Raw genomic sequence first — 16,549 nt, forward strand, 5'->3', positions numbered from 1 at the left:
ATATATTATAGTTATAGTTCTTTATTGATCTGCTCTTTGAGCAGTTGAAAAGCGGCTTCGTTTCTTTTATAATATGTCCACTGGCCAATCCTTGTAGATTCTATCAGCCCGGTTCTTTGAAGAAGGGACAGGTATTCAGAAACTGTAGATTGGGTTAACCTGGCCTTTTTCTGGATCTGTCCTACACACACACCCGCCTCACTGAAGTCCCTTTCCTGTTCTGGAAAGTGCAATGCCGGGTCTTTGAGCCATTTAAGTATTAACAACCTCGTTTTGTTTGATAATGCCTTAAATATATCTACCTGATCCATAAATCAAAGATACATCGGGTTTTCCCGATAAACCAATGTATGTTTAAACATGATAATGCAATGATATTTGTAGTGACACTAAAAATGAAGGCTATGTGCCCGAAACCCGAAATCACTCTGATGAAAAGGCTGGTAATAAGTTTAAAGAAGGGAGAGAACGACTGTCTGAAAACCCTGTATAGGAGGTCTGGGTTTTATACCGCGTTCTTCAACCTGTTAGCCACAGCTACGGCAAAGGATTGGAGGAAAGGCATCACTTTTAGACTTTTCATGATAGACAGATCCTGCAGAATAGAAGTCTCCGCATCAAGAAAGGCAAAGATAAGGTGTGCAGGTGCTTTCTTAAACAGGTCGCTGAACAGCTGGTGCCCGGCATATTCGCCCTGAGCCAGCACATGCAGCAGTGTGGCGTCATACAACTGCTGTTTCATGCCTATAGTTTCTGAGCTAAAAAAAGGATGTCCATCAGTTTTAAAACTTTGAATGATTTTACCGATGGTTTTTTGTGTATTTGTAAAAGTATACCCCGTACTTGCCCTGGTATCTCCGCCTGCAGTTCCTATGTGGATAATATTTCCGTCAAATCTTTTAAAAAGATGATCTGTCATGGGTATAACGCCATATTCATCTTCCAGGATCTCGTAATGAGCTATACCTAAAACTTCATTGATATAGGTGCCGATCTGCCTATCGTATTCTTCCATAGGCAATATTGATTTGGAAAAGAGCGTATATTCAAGAAACAGCTCGTCCGCGGCCATTGGCAGAGTATAGAAAAAGGTAGCGCCGTTTTCCTGGCTGGTTCTGAAGTCCATCAGCCAGGCATCCTGCAAGGGCGGAATTACAGCCCCGGTTTTAATTCGTACTCCTTTGAAATGCTGTAGGAAATACTGTTCATTAGCGTTTATTGCAGGCTTATGGTAAACAGAATTAAACACATATGACGATGTGTAGGTATGTTCAGGGGTGGTCAGCGTACATTCATTTCCGAAAGAGACAACTGTTAGCACCTCCGTGCGGACAAAAGATATAGTAGAGAATTCTCTTAAATAGGAAAGCACATCAGTATAAAAATCTATGCTTTTAATACTGTTATAGGTGTATCCCCCGCTATCAAGAGAAATCCTGGTGCCGTCATTGGCAAAAAAATACAGGTTCTTCCATTGATGCCGGATCAGCTCTTCAAAACAGGACTCTTCTTTTTTCCAGAAAGACCAGGTCCTGTCATTCTCCGATTTATCTGAACGGTCAATCACAATAATCTGCTTTCCCGCCCATACCCCTGATTTCATTGCCCGGTATAAAAGGCTGAGGCCTGCCAGTCCTCCCCCGCAGATCAGGATATCACATTTTATATGCACTGCCATACGGTATCAACAAACCATTTTTTATGGTCCATAAAATGCATCACCGTCTTAAATCCAGTGTTAGTGGCTATTGCTTCAGTCTCCCCTAGACTATACTTTTGCGAGATCTCCATAAAGATGAATTCATTCTCCTTAAATATAAACTTTTGTCCCGAAATGTTTACTTCCTGGTCCATCCTGCTCACCAGGTAACTTTTGCAGGCACCCGTGGCAGGATCATAGGTAGGATAATGTTCAAATTGTTCAGTATCAAAATCTCCCCCAAGCTCATTGTTGATCCTGTGCAAAAGGTTCAGGTTAAAATCCCTCGTAAAACCGGCGGCATCGTTATAGGCAGCAAGAATGGTACGCGGATTCTTTTTCAGGTCAAACCCAACCAATACCAGATCGCCTTCCTGCAGGCAGGAACGGATCTTACGGCAAAAGTCAAGCGCATTCTGCGGTGTTTCATTCCCGATATTGCCTCCAAGCAGCATGACCACTTTTTTCCTTGAAGAAATCTGATTTGCCTTGTCCAGCATCTCAAAATATTCACCGTTCAGCCCTTCAACCTTCAGTCCATCAATCTTTCCCGGCAGGGATTCTTCCAGGTGGGCGATCATGGCTGAGGAAATATCTATCGGCATATAGGTAAAATCAGCCTGCATATCTACCAGTTCCTTTAACAGAAAACTCGATTTAGTAGCGTCACCAGCTCCCATTTCCACAAGGTCGAAGGTGTTAAAGCCGTTTTTTAATGTTGTGGCAAGGCTTTCAGTATGTTCCCTGAAGATTTCCATCTCACAATTGGTGGGGTAATATTCAGGGCAATCCATGATTTCCTGAAAAAGCTTATCGCCTTTTCCATCATAGAAATATTTAGAGTTCAGGGTTTTAGGTGTTTGATTGAGATCATGTAAAACCTCCTTTAAAAATTGATTCATATTATTTTGCGAGCCTGATTCCGCTATACATCCAGCGTAAATTGGGGTGAAAGAAATTGCGGTAAGTATGCCTGCTGTGATTTGCCGGCGTGGCCACCGAAGCACCACGTAATACTTCCTGATTGATCATAAATTTACCATTGTATTCTCCTAATGCGCCTGGAGCCTTGGAGAAACCGGGATAGGGAAGATAAGCACTTCCTGTCCATTCCCAAAGCTTACCCCATTCCAGCTGTGCTGAGGCCACTTCCCACTCAAATTCCGTAGGCAGGCGCATTCCTTTCCACTGTGCAAATGCCGAAGCTTCGTAATAGCTGATATGAGAAACCGGCTGTTCAGTATCAATCAATTCCAGGCCGGAGAGGCTGTACCGATGCCATACACCATCTACCTTATACCAGTACAAGGGGGCAGTAATGGCATTCTTATTTACCCAGTCCCAGGCCTCTGCATGCCATAAATTGAAATCCTTGTAACCTCCGTCTTTTATAAAAGCAAGATATTCTGCATTGCTTACCAGGCTTGTGGATATGCTGAAGTTCTGGATATAGGTTTTATGCCTGCCCAGCTCGTTATCAAATTGAAATCCTTCTCCCTGATGACCAATTTCATATACACCTTCGCTGAAATCTATCCAGCCCTCTGCAGCGTTAACCAGGCCGGATTCTATATTTTCTTCGCCGTATTCCGGAAACAGGGGATTATGGCCTAATATGTATTTGATATCGTACCATAACAGTTCCTGGTGTTGCTGCTCATGGTTTAAACCAAGTTCCACCAGTTTCAATATCTCAGGGTTGGTTATTGCTGGCAGGTAGCTGGCCATAGCTTCATCCACATAGGCCCTGTAATGGAATACATCATCAACCGTTGGCCTGCTTAAATTACCCCTGTCAGTGCGGATTACCCTGGCGCCGATGTTCTCGTAATAGCTGTTAAAAACATAGTTATAATCCGGGTTGAAGGGCTGATAGGTAAATGCGTTTGGTATGAGGATGAATGTTTCAAAAAACCATGTAGTATGCCCAAGATGCCACTTTGGCGGGCTCACATCCACTACCGGCTGTACTACGTAGTCTTCTTTTTGAAGTTTCGAACATATCAGGACACTATGCGCCCTAACTGCTGCGTATTTCTCCGAGAGTGACATATTATTTTTAATTTAGATGCTTTGTTAAGTCAGTTATGGTTTCTATACGCAAACTCTGTGCCTGTTCTCTTCTCATCATCAGTGCATAGCTGTTATTAAAGCCAATTGGTTTTAACCATTTGAGATTATACTGCTGTTTAAATGCCTGACTTACATATTGGTAAACACCATCCCTGTTGCCCGCTAAGCTCTTCATCGTTTTTATGTCAGGTTTTAACAAAACCAGAAAACCTGTCCCTGTATATTCGGGGTAGAAGTCGATCTGGTTATTGGTCAGTGCATCAAAACATATTTTGGTGCCTCCCAGGCCTGTTTTGGTAGCTACTGCCAGATCGGTATTGCCCAGGATCAGGATCTTGTACATCTGAGCTAAGATATATTGTTCACCAAATATTTTAGAGCCTATCCGGATTGTCCCTTTTGTACCATTCCTAGCTGGTTTGTACAATTTATTGCTCGTCATGAAGTCCATCGCTACCTTTTCCGGGCTTTGTTTCAACTGGTCAACCTTGTAATTCAGGGAGGTCATGACCGAATCATTGATAGTGCCTGACAATTGATTGAGCACTGCCTCCAGCTCCGGGAATTTTTTCAGCACATCGTTCCTTATCACTGGTGCGGCATAATATGGGGGAAATATATTCCTGTCATCTTTTAGTATAATCAGGTCATATGCTTTTAAGCGCCCGTCAGTACTGTACCCGCTGATCACATCCAGCTGATGTTCAAATGCTGCCTTATACATCACCGCATCACTGATCACTACTGTCTCAATGCCCAGCCGGTATACTTTTTTCAGGCCCAGATAACCATCTTCCCTGCCCATAAACTCCGGGGTAAAACCTCCCAGCATCCTTCCGCCGATCTGTGTGGGCAGCAAGTAAAAGGATGTGGTTGAAATAAAGATAAAAGGCAGAATCAGCCAGGTCACGCGGATACTTTTAAGATTGATCTTCTGCACGAGCGACAACAGAAAGTCGAGCGCAATAGCCAGCAAGGCTGCCGGAATGGCCCCTGCAAGGATCATATTTGAATTGTTCAGCGCTATTCCGCCAAAAATAAATTCGCCTAACCCACCCGCAGCAATATATGCAGCAAGAGTGGCCACACCAACGTTGATTACTGTAGCCGTGCGTATACCAGCCATAAGTACCGGAAAGGCCAGCGGCAATTCTACCTTGGTCAGGATCTGCCATTTGCTCATCCCCATCCCCTTTGCCGCATCGGTCACGGCAGGGTTCACTTCCATGATCCCGGTATAGGTGTTTCTGATAATGGGTAGCAATGCATAAAGGAAAAGCGCAAGGATAGCCGGTTTGGGCCCGATTCCTAAAAAGGGGATCATTATCCCCAGTAAAGCGATGCTGGGAATAGTTTGCAATACACCTGCAAAGCCCAGAACAACGCCCGATAGTTTTTGCTTTCTCGCGATGAGAATCCCTATGGGAACGGCAATAATGATGGCCAGGATCAGCGAGATCATGGTAAGGCCGATGTGTGCCCAAGTCTGGCTCCATAATTTATACGATTGCTGATCAATGAATTGCCAGAAACTCTGCGTCTGATCCATGATTATCTCTTTTTATAGGTAGAAAATGCACTCATCAAACGCTCAATTGTTAAACCTTCATCAGCTATGCTGTCCTGCAGCCGCGGGGTGTTATTCTTCCTTTGTAGTAAGATTTCCATCTGGTCCCATACGGAGACGGTTCCCCTATCGGAATGATCATTATCATTTCTATCAGCACTATATTCAGGCAATATCTCTGTAAGGAAAACCGATTTCAGTTCCAGCTGCAGGCGCTGCTCATTTAAGAAATCTGCAATAAACTCATTTGCCGGATGGAAGAGCAACTCCTCTGGAGTACCAATCTGTCTGATCTCTCCCTTGTCCATCAGGCAAATGCGGTCGCCCATTTCAAAAGCTTCCTGTACATCGTGGGTAACCATGATGATCGTTTTTTTCACCAGCTCATCCAGCAGTCTGAATTCTCTACGGATGCTGATCCTGGTTAAATTATCTAAAGCGCCAAATGGCTCATCCATCAATAGTACCGGCGGATTGACCATCAGTGAGCGGGCAAGACCAACACGCTGCTGCTGCCCGCCGCTCAGTGCTGCCGGAAATTTATCCTTTAACGAAGGATCGAGGTTTAACTTTTGAAAAAGCTCATCAGCACGTTTCCTGATCGCTTCATTATCCCATTTGAGCAGGCGCGGTACGATGGCGATGTTTTCCGCAACCGTATAATGTGGGAACAGGCCGTGATTCTGCAATACGTAACCTATTCCACGACGTAATACTTCGGGCTGCTGCGACCTGATATCTGTACCGTTTAGGAATATGGTTCCCGAATCCGGCTCTATCAACCGGTTGATCATTCTCAGGGTAGTAGTTTTTCCGCAGCCGCTTGTTCCCAGCAAGACGAGGTTCTCTCCCTCTTTCACCTCGAAAGTGATGCTGTTTACTGCCGTAGAAGAGCCGAATTTTTTAACCAGGTTTTCTGCTTTGATCATTTATTCAATGGACATAAATAGATTGTTCAATGATTCGGCATAGAGCGGATGGGCAAAGATGGTAGTCCTGATCTCGTCATAGGTGATCTTTCCCATCATGGCCATCTGGAGTATTGTCATCGTTTCGCCTCCCTGTTCCCCTATGATCGTAGCCCCCAGAATCTGCCTGGTGTTTTTATCAACTACAGCCTTCATGAAACCCCGCGTTTCGCCGTTCTCTATTGCCCTCGCCACATTTTTCATCGGAATTTTCGCTGCAATATAATCTAAACCCTGTTCAATAGCCTGCGTTTCGGTAATACCTATTCTGCCCAACTGTGGGTCTATAAACATACAATAAGGAACCATACGCCCTTTTGTGCTCATTTTCCCGTTCTCCAAAAGATTGTTGGCAACAATGATATAGTCATTGTAAGAGATATGGGTAAAGGCAGGCCCACCCTTCACGTCACCAAGCGCAAAAACGTTCTTCACCGCAGTTTCCAGGAATTCATTCACCTGAATATGCCCGCGGTCGTCACATTTGATGCCTGTATCGGCCAGTCCGAGAGTTTCGGTTTGTGGTTTTCTTCCGGATGCCAGTAAAACATGACTACAGCTATGCGTAATTGTCTTGCCGCCCAGTTCTGCAGTAACCTTTATTTTCTGATCGGGCAGGTTCTCAAACCTCGTGACTTTGGCTGCAGTGAATACTTCAATACCATCTTCTTTGAAGATCTGGGTCACCACTTCACATACATCTGTATCTTCTTTTGGCAGAAGCCGGTTGCCATGTTCCAGCAGGGTTACCTTTGCACCGAAACGGCTGAACATCTGTCCGAATTCCAAACCTATATAACCTCCTCCAACAATCAGTAAATGCTCCGGGACTTCCTCAAGTTCAAGAATTGTGGTAGAAGTAAGGTATTTGATTTCCTGTACCCCTTCAATATCAGGGATGACGGGACTTTCTCCGGTGTTGATAAAGATATGTTTGGCAGTGTAGTTTTCAACACTGCCATCATTTCCTTTGACAGATAAGGTATAATCACCAGTGAATTTTGCATCCCCATAGATCAGCGTCAGGTTTTCAGTCTTTTCAATTCCTTTTACCGAGCCTTCACGAAATTGTCTCACTATTTCTGCCTTGCGTGCCATCACAGCTTCAAAATTCACATTAAAGGAAGGAATTTCTATTCCCAATTCTTTGTTGTTACCCGCCAGCCAGGCCAGCCGCGCTGAAGCTACCATCGCTTTTGTAGGCGTGCAGCCATCATTAATACACGTTCCACCCACTATCCTCTTTTCTATGATAGCTGTTTTCCAACCTGCTAAAGCTAATTTTTTTGCCAGCGGTACGCCGGCCTGACCTGAGCCTATTATAATTGCATCAAATTCCTTCATGAGTTCTGTTATTTCTGTATAAATTGTTTTTGCTCCGCGTTAATCCACAACTTCAACGCCTCTCCAAAATGCAATATAGTTTTTGATCTCTTTGGCTGCATACTTAGGCTCAGGATAATACCATGCGGCATCAGGATTGCTCTTGCCGTCCACTTCTATATTGAAATAGGATGCTTCACCTTTCCAGGGGCATGTAGTATGCTTGGCTGAATCTTTAAAGTATGCTTTGTCTATGGAGTCTTCGGGGAAATAGTGGTTGTTTTCTACCACAATAGTATCCTGGCTTTCTGCCAGAACCTTTCCATTATAAATTGCTTTCATAATAAGACGAGTTTTGTTGTTTAGATAGTAACAATTAATAATGCAAAATGTCGGCAATTTTTTCAAGTTCTTCTGCCGTATTGAAATAGTGCGGTGAAAGGCGGATCACGCTGTCCAGTTTTTTTTTGCTGAAATCAATCACAGCAAAATTCCTGAAGCTTAGAGAAAAGTATATCTCGTGATCTCTCAGCAGCTGTGCCGTATCTTCGATCGGCCGGTTGCTGGTTGTGAAGGTAAGTATATTACTCTGCCTGCTGCCCAGGTCATGCAGCTGCAATCCATCAATCTTCCCGAAGGCTTCCCTGAATTGCTGCATCAGCCTGATGTTATACTGTTCGATATTCGCAATCCCGAGATCATTGATATATTTCAGGGCAGTAGTCAGTCCAAGCCTGCCTGCAATTGAAGACTCCCAGAATTCAAATCTTTTCGCGGTTTTGGCCAGTTTATATTCGTTAGCCCCGGTCCAGTCCGCTCCCATGTTGTCAAAGATCAGCGGAACCATACCCTTCGCCAGCACCTTGTCTGACACATATAACAATCCTGTCCCCCTTGGCCCGCGAATAAATTTTCTGCCTGTAGCTGTCAGGAAATCACAGCCAATCTTTTTCACATCAACCACCATCTGGCCCACAGACTGGCAGGCATCAAGCAGATATAAAATATCGTATTTACGGCAGATTGCCCCAACTTCTTCTGCCGGCTGTACCAGACCTGAATTGGTGGGAATGTGTGTGAGTGCTACTAATTTCGGCTCATGACTGATCAGCAGCTTTTCAAAAGATTCCAGGTCAAGATCCCCGTTGGGTAAGTTATCCGCTCTCAGGATCTCTATTCCCAGCCTGTCTTTTAAGGATAAAAAAGAAAGCTGGTTGGATATGTAATCATCGTCAGTGGTGAGGATCACATTACCCTGCTTAAAATTCACCGCCGTAAGCGCCTTTGCATAAGCGTCAGTAGCACTGGTAGTATAAGCAATATTTTCAGGAGAACAGTTGAGCAGTACAGCGGCCTGTACATACAGTTCCTGAAGTTCGCCGGCAAACTGGCTTGCCAGGGCATACCCTCCCGTCAGCGCCTCCTGCTGCAGGTAGCTGACCATCTTTTCCGTCACCACCTCAGGAACCAGCGATGAGCCTGCACTATTGAGAAATATTTTATCTGAGCATCCTTTTGTTTGCTGCCTGATGATGTTGACATCCATGTTTTAATGTATTGTTCAAAGCCATTAAGATAAAGAAAATTATCTTTATAATATGATCTTAATCATTAATGATATTGATCATTATCATCCACAGGTATCCGTATAATACGGTCTTTTGTGGGAGCAATTTAAATTGACTATATGAGTAATCCGAAATATATCACCGCAGAAGAAGCAGTAAAACATATACAGTCGGGCCACCGTGTATTCCTTCATGGAAGTGCCGCCACCCCCGCATATTTGATTAAAGCCATGCAGCAAAGGCATGCAGAGTTAAAAAATGTAGAACTGGTTAGTATCACTACCCTTGGAGATGTGGAATTTAACCATCCCTCATGGAGTAATAGCTTCTTTTTCAACTCGTTATTTGTTTCTGCCAATACCCGGGGTGTGGTCAATAGCGTCAATGGAGATTATGTGCCAGTTTTTCTCAGCCAGATTCCTAAATTATTCAGAGAGGGGTTCCTCCCGCTGGATGTTGCCATGGTTCAGGTATCACCGCCTGATGCACATGGATTCTGCTCCCTGGGTACGTCTGTAGACATTGCCAGGGCAGCGGTAGATACTGCAAAACATGTGATTGCACAGGTAAATCCATATATGCCACGTACACATGGTGACGGGTTTATCCATATCAGCAAGCTGGATTCACTGGTATGGCATTCATCGGTCTTACCTGAAGTTGATTATTCTGCAAAGATCAGCAGTGCAATGATCACCATAGGAGAACATATTGCATCCCTCGTAGAGGATGGCGCAACTTTGCAATTGGGTATTGGCGGAATACCGGACCAGGTACTTAAGAACCTCGGGAACCACAAAAATCTCGGCCTTCATACAGAAATGCTTTCAGACGGGGTCATTCCCCTGATTGAAAGCGGGGTGATCAACAACAGTATGAAAAAGATTAACCTCGGAAAATCTGTTACCTCGTTTATGATAGGCACACGCCGTCTTTATGATTTCGTAAACGACAATCCGGCAATCAGGGTAATGGATATTGCTTATGCAAATGATACCAGTGTGATCAGGCAGAACCAAAAGGTTACAGCCATCAATTCAGCCATAGAGCTTGACCTCACAGGGCAGGTGTGTGCGGATTCTATAGGTACTTATCAATATTCGGGCATTGGCGGGCAAATGGATTTTATTCATGGTGCCTCCTTGTCGCCCGGCGGAAAACCCATCATCGCCCTGCCATCAGTAACCTCAAAGGGGATATCCCGCATTGTACCTTTTTTAAAAGAAGGTGCCGGGGTGGTTACCACTAGGGGTCACATACACTGGGTGGTTACAGAATACGGGAAGGTAAACCTTTTTGGAAAAAGCTTTAAGCAGCGTGCAAATGCACTGATCAGCCTGGCACACCCCGATCATCGGGAAGAACTGGACAGGGCATGTTTCGAGCGTTTCAAAGTTTAGCATTCAGCTGATCCAAGGGTGTCCTGTCACCGGCATCCTGCGCCTTATATTTACTGGGCGGCATACCGGTGACAGCTTTAAACTGTGTAGACAGATGTGCGCTGCTGCTGTAGCCCATTTTATAGGCGATCTCATTCAGGTTCAGCTCCCCGTATTCAAGCAGTTCCTTTACCTTCTCCACCTTCTGCTGAATGATATATTTCTCAATGGTAATTCCTTCCGCGTCAGAAAACAGCCTGCTGAGATAAACGTAATCCTTATTCAGCTTCGCGGCGATCAGGTTCATGAGGCTTTGCTGCACATCACTCAGATCAGAATAATGCACAAGTTCAATCACCTGCGTTTTGATCTGCTCTATCAGCTGGTCTTTCTCTTTATCAATCAGCTCAAAGCCCAGTACCTGAAGTGCCGCTGAGATCTCCTGCAGCTTTAGAGGCTCAGGATCTGGTGAAACGGTAACTTTTCCCAACACAATATTGCCAACATCAAAGCCAAGATTCGTCAGCTGCTGCCTTACAATCAGAATGCAGCGGTCGCACACCATATTTTTTACATGTAATACCATGATCAGATCAGTTCAGCCTGGTAACCGGCTTTTTTTAAAGTATCTATTACCTCTTGCGTCAATGCCTCTGTACTTCCCGTTACGGTCAGGATCTTATCCGGCACGTTTGTATCCACGGTCCATTGTTCCAATCCCGGCAGCGCATCTAAATGTGGTGTTACTGTTGTGATGCAACCATCACATTTGATATTCGTTTTAAATTTTAATGTCTTCATGTCTGTATTTAATTTGATCTGAGCCTGATTAATTTCAGCCTCAGGCTATTGCTTACTACCGAAACTGAACTCAGTGCCATCGCCGCACCGGCAATCATCGGGTTCAGCAAAAATCCGTTTACCGGGTATAATATCCCTGCTGCTAAAGGTATGCCAATCAGATTGTATATGAATGCCCAAAACAGGTTCTGCCTGATTGTCCTTACGGTAGCATGCGACAATTTTAATGCCCTCGGAACCAACCTGAGGTCAGACGATATGAGGGTTAGTTTTGCTACATCCATGGCGATATCTGATCCTCTGCCCATCGCAATGGAAAGGTCTGCCTGTGCCAGTGCCTCGCTGTCGTTAATTCCATCCCCGATCATAGCCACAACCCGTCCCTGCCGCTGCAGGTCTTTTATAAAATCTGCTTTTTCTGATGGCAGTACCTCTGCCCGGTAATGCTCAATACCTGTATCCCTGGCAACAGCTGCTGCCGTAAAGTTATTGTCGCCGGTAAGCATATAAACAGCTATTCCCTGTGCCTGCAAAGTGTTTACTGCCTCTTTTGATCCTTCTTTCAACTCATCTGCAATAGCCATTACGGCCAGTATTTTGCTGCTTCCGGTAAAGTAGATCAGGGTTCTGGCATGCTGCTGAAAATCATTGATTTCTGCACTCAGTTCTGCAGGAACTACTATCTGCCGACTGAAAAGCACTTTATCACTGCCTGCAAAATAGAATTCGCCCCTGTGCTGCGCCTCTACTCCTATACCCGTGATACTCTTAAAAGCGCTCACTTCCTGCGCTTCAATAGCTTGTCCCTTCAGGAAACTTACTACCGCTGCGGCAAGAGGATGTTCAGACTGCTGTTCCATGGCAAGAAATATCCCCAGAAGGAATCTTGAGTTTACCTCCTGCCCCGCAGCCCATTTTATCGCCGTTACCGCAGGACGGCCCTGGGTGAGCGTACCCGTTTTATCCAGTACTACCGCATTTACCTTATATCCTGTTTCCAGTGCTTCGGCACCTTTTATGAGGATACCGGTTTCAGCACCTTTGCCTATCCCCACCATAATTGCCGTAGGCGTGGCAAGTCCCAGCGCACAGGGGCAGGCGATCACCAGTACGGTAACCATCGCCATCAGTCCCTGGCTCAATTTATATTCCCCTCCAAACGTCAGCCATGCACCAAAGGTAAGCAAGGCGATAAAAAGAACTACAGGCACAAATATCCCTGCAATTTTATCTACCGACTTCTGAACCGGAGCCCGGGAGCCCTGGGCTTCCTGTACCAGCCGGATGATCTGCGCCAGCACGGTATCTGAACCAACTTTTTCGGCATAAAACCTGAAACTGCCTTTCTGATTGATCGTACCTGCAAAAACACTGTTACCGTTTTCTTTCAGTACTGCAACGGGTTCACCAGAGATTAAACTCTCATCTACGTACGAACTTCCGGCATATACCTTTCCATCTACAGGGATCTTGTCACCCGGCCTCACCAATAGAAGATCGCCCGTTTTTACTGCCGAAATCTCTATTTCCTTTTCCCCGTCAAGACCTATCACGATCACCGTATTTGGCTGAAGGCCTATCAATTTTTTAATAGCCGAAGAAGTATTTGATTTTGCATTCTCTTCCAGCAGTTTACCCAGCATGATAAAAACGATCACTACGGCTGCTGCCTCATAATATACATGTGGGTGTATCCCTTTACTATGCCAGTATTCCGGATAAAAAGTATTAAATACGCTAAAAAGATAAGATATACCCGTACTGAGCGCCACAAGGCTGTCCATATTTGCCCGGTGATGTCTGGCTTGTTTAAAGGCATTGATAAAAAAGTTCTTTCCAAACACGAACAGCACAGGTGTGGTCAGAACCAGCATATAATAGTTTGCGTAAGGTATGTCCATCAGAAACATGCCGATAATCACTACGGGTAATGTAAGCACCGCGGCCAGAATAGTTCTTGTTTTTAAAGTGCTGTAACTTTCTTCCTGTGCAGCAGCCTGTTTTGCTGTGGCATTTACCTTATCCAGGATAACATCATACCCCACACTTTGCAATGTCTCTTTAAATTGTGCAGGCTTTATAAACTGAGGGCGATACGCAATCCTAACCTGCTGCGTTGCATAATTGACTTCTGCAGTTTCTATTCCCGGCTGTGCATTTAAAATGGATTGCACACTTGATGCACAACCTGCACAAGTCATACCTAATACCGGAAGAGAAACTGTCTGAAGATCTGGAGCTGACATCTGTATCTATTTATATCACAAAGATACACCCCCGGCAGGCTAAAGATTTACATGATTTTGTTATAAAATTTCAAAATTCGAACCAAGCCCGGGTTAAAGGCGCTATTCATACATTGAAGTAATTTTAACGCAGTATAACCAGTACTTGTGGTCATATCCGTTCTGATAAACAAAATATTCCAGTTCACCGATATTGGTTGGGCGGTCAAGCAGATCATGCACATTAAAAAGTTCAGGCACACTGGCCGAAAATACAACTATTGATATCAGATTTTTATTGAGATCATATATTTTCAGCTTCCTCCTGCCAAAGTCGCATTCAATACTTTCACCATTGATTTCCCTACTAAAATCCTTAAGGGTAATTTCTCTGTCCATAATTGTGATCTTAACGCTAAAAATAATAAAAAATTATATAGAAAAGCGCATTGATCTTCTTTGCAATTAATTTTACAAATTACTTAACATTTTTTTTCATTTTTTCACACAAAATACTTACCTTTTCTCTAACCAAATATAGATACATTATGAGTAACCTTATCATCTTTGCATTACATATGGCAGTAGCCATATTTATCGTGATCCCAATGTTCCTTTTGTTGTTCACCTTAAAGTTCTTTAAAGTGACTTATCAGCTGATAAAACATTATGTATTGCATATTGAAGAACCTCAGCCCACCATCGCTCACTAGTGACGGAATGACAATATCCTGCAGTCAGGGCTAATAACTGCAATATATAAAAGCCGGCATTTCTGAGTTGAAATACCGGCTTTTATGAAATGATCACGACTTAAAAATCGAGATTACCTTCTACAGAATCATCCATCGTTTTACCTGTCACCACGGAAGCCGCCATTTTAGCGAAGGCCACCATATCACCATGTTTATTGTCCCAGTAGTATACATTGGTAGGTACCACTTTCAACAAACTGATATTCAAATCATCCTTGCCATCCTGGAACCACACTTTAAGCAAGGGCTTCCATAATTCGTCAATTTTCTCCTGCTCAGTAACGATCTCAGAAATACCATAGATATTCAGAAAACCGGAATTGGTAGATTCCTGGAAAAAGAGGTGGGTAAAAGGGTCAGACGCAATCTCGGCATTCTTGGTACTGTCTTTCATACTCATAAACCATAAATTTCCCTCCTCATCAACGTCCAGTACAGCCATAGGCCGCACAGACAATGGCAATCCCGTTTTAATATTTGTACAGAAGAAACAGGTCTCTGCTTTTGTAGCGATATGTTTTAATTTTTCAAGTGCCGCAGCACCTTCTAAAGTTTTGATATGCTCGTCGGTAGGCTGTGTGTTGTTCGAACTATCTCTTGAGTTTTGATAATTTTCCATAATTGTTCTCTTTGGTAGATGAGTTATTTCAACACTTTTGCCCGTGTTTTGTTTTTAGCAGCCTTATAAACATATACAAAATCAGGGACTAAAGTTCCCCTTTGAACACAAGTACACTTGCAATCAAACAATCGACCATAATTTTGGTTAATGCATCTATGGACGTATTTAACATTAAAATAGGATTTGGAGAGAATGAATTAACACTCACCATTCTGCCGGCTGAAGAAGGACAGTATAAGATTATCTATTATGGTGGTATCCTTGGAGCCATCCGCCTGGAAGCTGACAATGAAAGCTGGGAAAAAGTGCCTGATGATGAATTAGAAGCAGGTGACCTTCCATTTTACCAACATGACCTAAGCGCAGACCGGCTGGATATTATACTGGACGAGCGAACTGTGCGCCGCATTGGGGAAGAAATAAATACCCGTTAATAAAAAACCCCTCTACCAATCGGTAAAAGGGGCTCAAAACACACACTATTTTTCCTTAAATTTATCATAAATTATGAGGCGCTACACACACTATATTTATTGTAACAAATATCTTACCATTAATGTAGAGCCTATCTGCCATCAAATGAATAACTTACGATTTAGCACGTTAATATTCAGCTTCAATCCCTGATTACTTATGCTTCTGCCTGAAGTTTTTCCTTGTGCTCTTCCAGCTTAGCCACTTCCTGTTCAGGCAATTCCGGAAATTTAAGATCGAGATCTTTAAAAGCCTGCTCAATGACCTGGCTGATGGTCAAACGCGCAAACCACTTTTTATCGGCCGGGATGATATACCATGGTGCTTTCTCTGTTGAGGTTTCATTTATTGCCTCTTCATAGGCCGACATGTATTTCTTCCAGAGGTCCCGTTCCGTAAGATCTGCCGAAGAAAACTTCCAGTTTTTTGAGGGGTCATTGATCCTTTCGATCAGACGTTCCTTTTGCTCTTCTTCAGAAACATGCAGAAAAAACTTCAGGATGATCGTCCCGTTCTCTGTAAGGTGTTTTTCAAAATTGCGGATACTTTCATAACGCGCTTTCCAGAAATCATCATTCACCTTTTTCGTATCGGCATATCCCGGGATCCTTTCATTAAGAATGTATTCGGGGTGCACCTTACAGACCAGTACATTCTCATAATGAGAGCGGTTATGGATACCTATCCTCCCTCTTTGCGGAAGGGCCAGGTAATGCCGCCATAAAAAATCATGTTCATATTCATTGGCAGTAGGCGTTTTAAAGCTGAACACCTGACAGCCCTGCGGATTTAAGCCAGACATTACGTGTGATATGGCACTGTCCTTCCCTGCTGCATCCATTGCCTGAAAAATGATCAGAACGGAATGTGAGTTTCCTGCATATAAGGTCTCCTGGTATTTGCTCAGTTTCTCCTTCACTACTTCGAGGGTGACTTTCCCGACCTCTTTGTCCGTATCTCCCGTATAATTTGTACTAAAGTCTTTCAATTTTATTTTCCGCCCTGAAGGCGCCAAAAAGCGATCTGTATCTTTGCTCATTTATATGTGTTTTAAAAAACCGTGTGGTAGGTTAGATTGTTTAATCTGCTTAAAAC

At 43.8% G+C, this 16,549-nt stretch carries 18 protein-coding genes; 3 read left to right on the plus strand and 15 right to left on the minus strand.

The window, feature by feature from the left end:
* Positions 1–11: 11 nt before the first annotated feature.
* The 9 genes from BLW16_RS06960 to BLW16_RS07000 form a co-directional block, all read right to left on the minus strand.
* Positions 12–266, minus strand: a complete 255-nt coding sequence (locus BLW16_RS06960) for an ArsR/SmtB family transcription factor (protein ID WP_449415902.1) — start codon at positions 264–266, stop codon at positions 12–14.
* A 239-nt stretch (positions 267–505) separates the two neighbouring features.
* Positions 506–1,678 (minus strand): lycopene cyclase family protein, encoded by a 1,173-nt coding sequence (locus tag BLW16_RS06965; protein ID WP_090555844.1) that lies wholly within the window; start codon positions 1,676–1,678, stop codon positions 506–508.
* Complete coding sequence (locus tag BLW16_RS06970; protein ID WP_090555845.1) at positions 1,663–2,601, minus strand: L-histidine N(alpha)-methyltransferase; 939 nt, start codon at positions 2,599–2,601, stop codon at positions 1,663–1,665. The genes BLW16_RS06965 and BLW16_RS06970 overlap by 16 nt, the downstream gene beginning before the upstream one ends.
* A gap of 1 nt (position 2,602) precedes the next feature.
* Complete coding sequence (gene egtB, locus BLW16_RS06975) at positions 2,603–3,751, minus strand: ergothioneine biosynthesis protein EgtB (RefSeq protein ID WP_090555846.1); 1,149 nt, start codon at positions 3,749–3,751, stop codon at positions 2,603–2,605.
* A 7-nt stretch (positions 3,752–3,758) separates the two neighbouring features.
* Complete coding sequence (locus BLW16_RS06980) at positions 3,759–5,321, minus strand: ABC transporter permease/substrate-binding protein (protein ID WP_090555847.1); 1,563 nt, start codon at positions 5,319–5,321, stop codon at positions 3,759–3,761.
* 2 nt (positions 5,322–5,323) lie between these two features.
* Positions 5,324–6,268 carry an ABC transporter ATP-binding protein gene (locus BLW16_RS06985; protein ID WP_090555848.1) on the minus strand — a complete coding sequence of 315 codons (945 nt, stop codon included), beginning with the start codon at positions 6,266–6,268 and terminating at the stop codon, positions 5,324–5,326.
* A complete protein-coding gene (locus tag BLW16_RS06990) occupies positions 6,269–7,651 on the minus strand; it encodes a mercuric reductase (protein WP_090555849.1) in 1,383 nt (460 codons plus the stop codon). It lies immediately after the preceding gene.
* Between the two features lie 39 nt (positions 7,652–7,690).
* A complete protein-coding gene (locus tag BLW16_RS06995; protein ID WP_217631528.1) occupies positions 7,691–7,972 on the minus strand; it encodes a DUF427 domain-containing protein in 282 nt (93 codons plus the stop codon).
* Between the two features lie 34 nt (positions 7,973–8,006).
* Positions 8,007–9,176, minus strand: coding sequence for an aminotransferase class V-fold PLP-dependent enzyme (locus BLW16_RS07000; RefSeq protein ID WP_090555850.1), 1,170 nt, complete (start codon positions 9,174–9,176; stop codon positions 8,007–8,009).
* Between the two features lie 141 nt (positions 9,177–9,317).
* Here BLW16_RS07000 and BLW16_RS07005 point away from each other — a divergent pair, with 141 nt between their 5' ends.
* The gene (locus BLW16_RS07005; protein WP_090555851.1) at positions 9,318–10,598 is read left to right on the plus strand and encodes an acetyl-CoA hydrolase/transferase family protein; all 1,281 of its coding nucleotides are present in this window, start codon (positions 9,318–9,320) and stop codon (positions 10,596–10,598) included.
* On the opposite strand, the gene BLW16_RS07010 is transcribed toward BLW16_RS07005, so the two are convergent.
* The 4 genes from BLW16_RS07010 to BLW16_RS07025 all read right to left on the minus strand — a co-directional run bounded on the left by BLW16_RS07010 (position 10,588) and on the right by BLW16_RS07025 (position 14,002).
* Positions 10,588–11,163 (minus strand): AraC family transcriptional regulator, encoded by a 576-nt coding sequence (locus BLW16_RS07010; protein ID WP_090555852.1) that lies wholly within the window; start codon positions 11,161–11,163, stop codon positions 10,588–10,590. The two genes, BLW16_RS07005 and BLW16_RS07010, sit on opposite strands and share 11 nt — an antisense overlap.
* A 2-nt stretch (positions 11,164–11,165) precedes the next feature.
* Positions 11,166–11,378 (minus strand): heavy-metal-associated domain-containing protein, encoded by a 213-nt coding sequence (locus BLW16_RS07015; protein WP_090555853.1) that lies wholly within the window; start codon positions 11,376–11,378, stop codon positions 11,166–11,168.
* Between the two features lie 8 nt (positions 11,379–11,386).
* Positions 11,387–13,624, minus strand: a complete 2,238-nt coding sequence (locus BLW16_RS07020) for a heavy metal translocating P-type ATPase (protein ID WP_217631529.1) — start codon at positions 13,622–13,624, stop codon at positions 11,387–11,389.
* A 102-nt stretch (positions 13,625–13,726) separates the two neighbouring features.
* Complete coding sequence (locus BLW16_RS07025; RefSeq protein WP_090555854.1) at positions 13,727–14,002, minus strand: hypothetical protein; 276 nt, start codon at positions 14,000–14,002, stop codon at positions 13,727–13,729.
* A 149-nt stretch (positions 14,003–14,151) separates the two neighbouring features.
* Between BLW16_RS07025 and BLW16_RS23190 the strand changes: the two genes are divergently transcribed.
* Positions 14,152–14,316 (plus strand): hypothetical protein, encoded by a 165-nt coding sequence (locus BLW16_RS23190; protein WP_175470499.1) that lies wholly within the window; start codon positions 14,152–14,154, stop codon positions 14,314–14,316.
* Positions 14,317–14,416: 100 nt separating this feature from the next.
* Here BLW16_RS23190 and BLW16_RS07030 read toward each other — a convergent pair whose 3' ends face one another.
* Positions 14,417–14,977: a pyridoxamine 5'-phosphate oxidase family protein gene (locus BLW16_RS07030; protein WP_090555855.1), complete on the minus strand. Its 561-nt coding sequence runs from the start codon at positions 14,975–14,977 to the stop codon at positions 14,417–14,419.
* 101 nt (positions 14,978–15,078) lie between these two features.
* On the opposite strand from BLW16_RS07030, the gene BLW16_RS07035 reads away from it, so the two are divergent.
* Positions 15,079–15,414, plus strand: coding sequence for a hypothetical protein (locus BLW16_RS07035; protein ID WP_139298272.1), 336 nt, complete (start codon positions 15,079–15,081; stop codon positions 15,412–15,414).
* A gap of 197 nt (positions 15,415–15,611) precedes the next feature.
* On the opposite strand, the gene BLW16_RS07040 is transcribed toward BLW16_RS07035, so the two are convergent.
* Positions 15,612–16,493 (minus strand): polyphosphate kinase 2 family protein, encoded by an 882-nt coding sequence (locus BLW16_RS07040; protein ID WP_090555857.1) that lies wholly within the window; start codon positions 16,491–16,493, stop codon positions 15,612–15,614.
* Positions 16,494–16,549: the final 56 nt, after the last annotated feature.

This window comes from Pedobacter hartonius, assembly GCF_900107535.1.
In the GTDB taxonomy this organism is placed as follows: domain Bacteria; phylum Bacteroidota; class Bacteroidia; order Sphingobacteriales; family Sphingobacteriaceae; genus Pedobacter; species Pedobacter hartonius.

Bases quoted from the DNA above. Each gene is read 5' to 3' on its own strand.
- BLW16_RS06965 (WP_090555844.1), bottom strand. From the start codon at position 1,678: ATGGCAGTGCATATAAAATGTGATATCCTGATCTGCGGGGGAGGACTG.
- BLW16_RS06970 (WP_090555845.1), bottom strand. From the start codon at position 2,601: ATGAATCAATTTTTAAAGGAGGTTTTACATGATCTCAATCAAACACCT.
- egtB (WP_090555846.1), bottom strand. From the start codon at position 3,751: ATGTCACTCTCGGAGAAATACGCAGCAGTTAGGGCGCATAGTGTCCTG.
- BLW16_RS06980 (WP_090555847.1), bottom strand. From the start codon at position 5,321: ATGGATCAGACGCAGAGTTTCTGGCAATTCATTGATCAGCAATCGTAT.
- BLW16_RS06985 (WP_090555848.1), bottom strand. From the start codon at position 6,268: ATGATCAAAGCAGAAAACCTGGTTAAAAAATTCGGCTCTTCTACGGCA.
- BLW16_RS06990 (WP_090555849.1), bottom strand. From the start codon at position 7,651: ATGAAGGAATTTGATGCAATTATAATAGGCTCAGGTCAGGCCGGCGTA.
- BLW16_RS06995 (WP_217631528.1), bottom strand. From the start codon at position 7,972: ATGAAAGCAATTTATAATGGAAAGGTTCTGGCAGAAAGCCAGGATACT.
- BLW16_RS07000 (WP_090555850.1), bottom strand. From the start codon at position 9,176: ATGGATGTCAACATCATCAGGCAGCAAACAAAAGGATGCTCAGATAAA.
- BLW16_RS07005 (WP_090555851.1), top strand. From the start codon at position 9,318: ATGAGTAATCCGAAATATATCACCGCAGAAGAAGCAGTAAAACATATA.
- BLW16_RS07010 (WP_090555852.1), bottom strand. From the start codon at position 11,163: ATGGTATTACATGTAAAAAATATGGTGTGCGACCGCTGCATTCTGATT.
- BLW16_RS07015 (WP_090555853.1), bottom strand. From the start codon at position 11,378: ATGAAGACATTAAAATTTAAAACGAATATCAAATGTGATGGTTGCATC.
- BLW16_RS07020 (WP_217631529.1), bottom strand. From the start codon at position 13,624: ATGTCAGCTCCAGATCTTCAGACAGTTTCTCTTCCGGTATTAGGTATG.
- BLW16_RS07025 (WP_090555854.1), bottom strand. From the start codon at position 14,002: ATGGACAGAGAAATTACCCTTAAGGATTTTAGTAGGGAAATCAATGGT.
- BLW16_RS23190 (WP_175470499.1), top strand. From the start codon at position 14,152: ATGAGTAACCTTATCATCTTTGCATTACATATGGCAGTAGCCATATTT.
- BLW16_RS07030 (WP_090555855.1), bottom strand. From the start codon at position 14,977: ATGGAAAATTATCAAAACTCAAGAGATAGTTCGAACAACACACAGCCT.
- BLW16_RS07040 (WP_090555857.1), bottom strand. From the start codon at position 16,493: ATGAGCAAAGATACAGATCGCTTTTTGGCGCCTTCAGGGCGGAAAATA.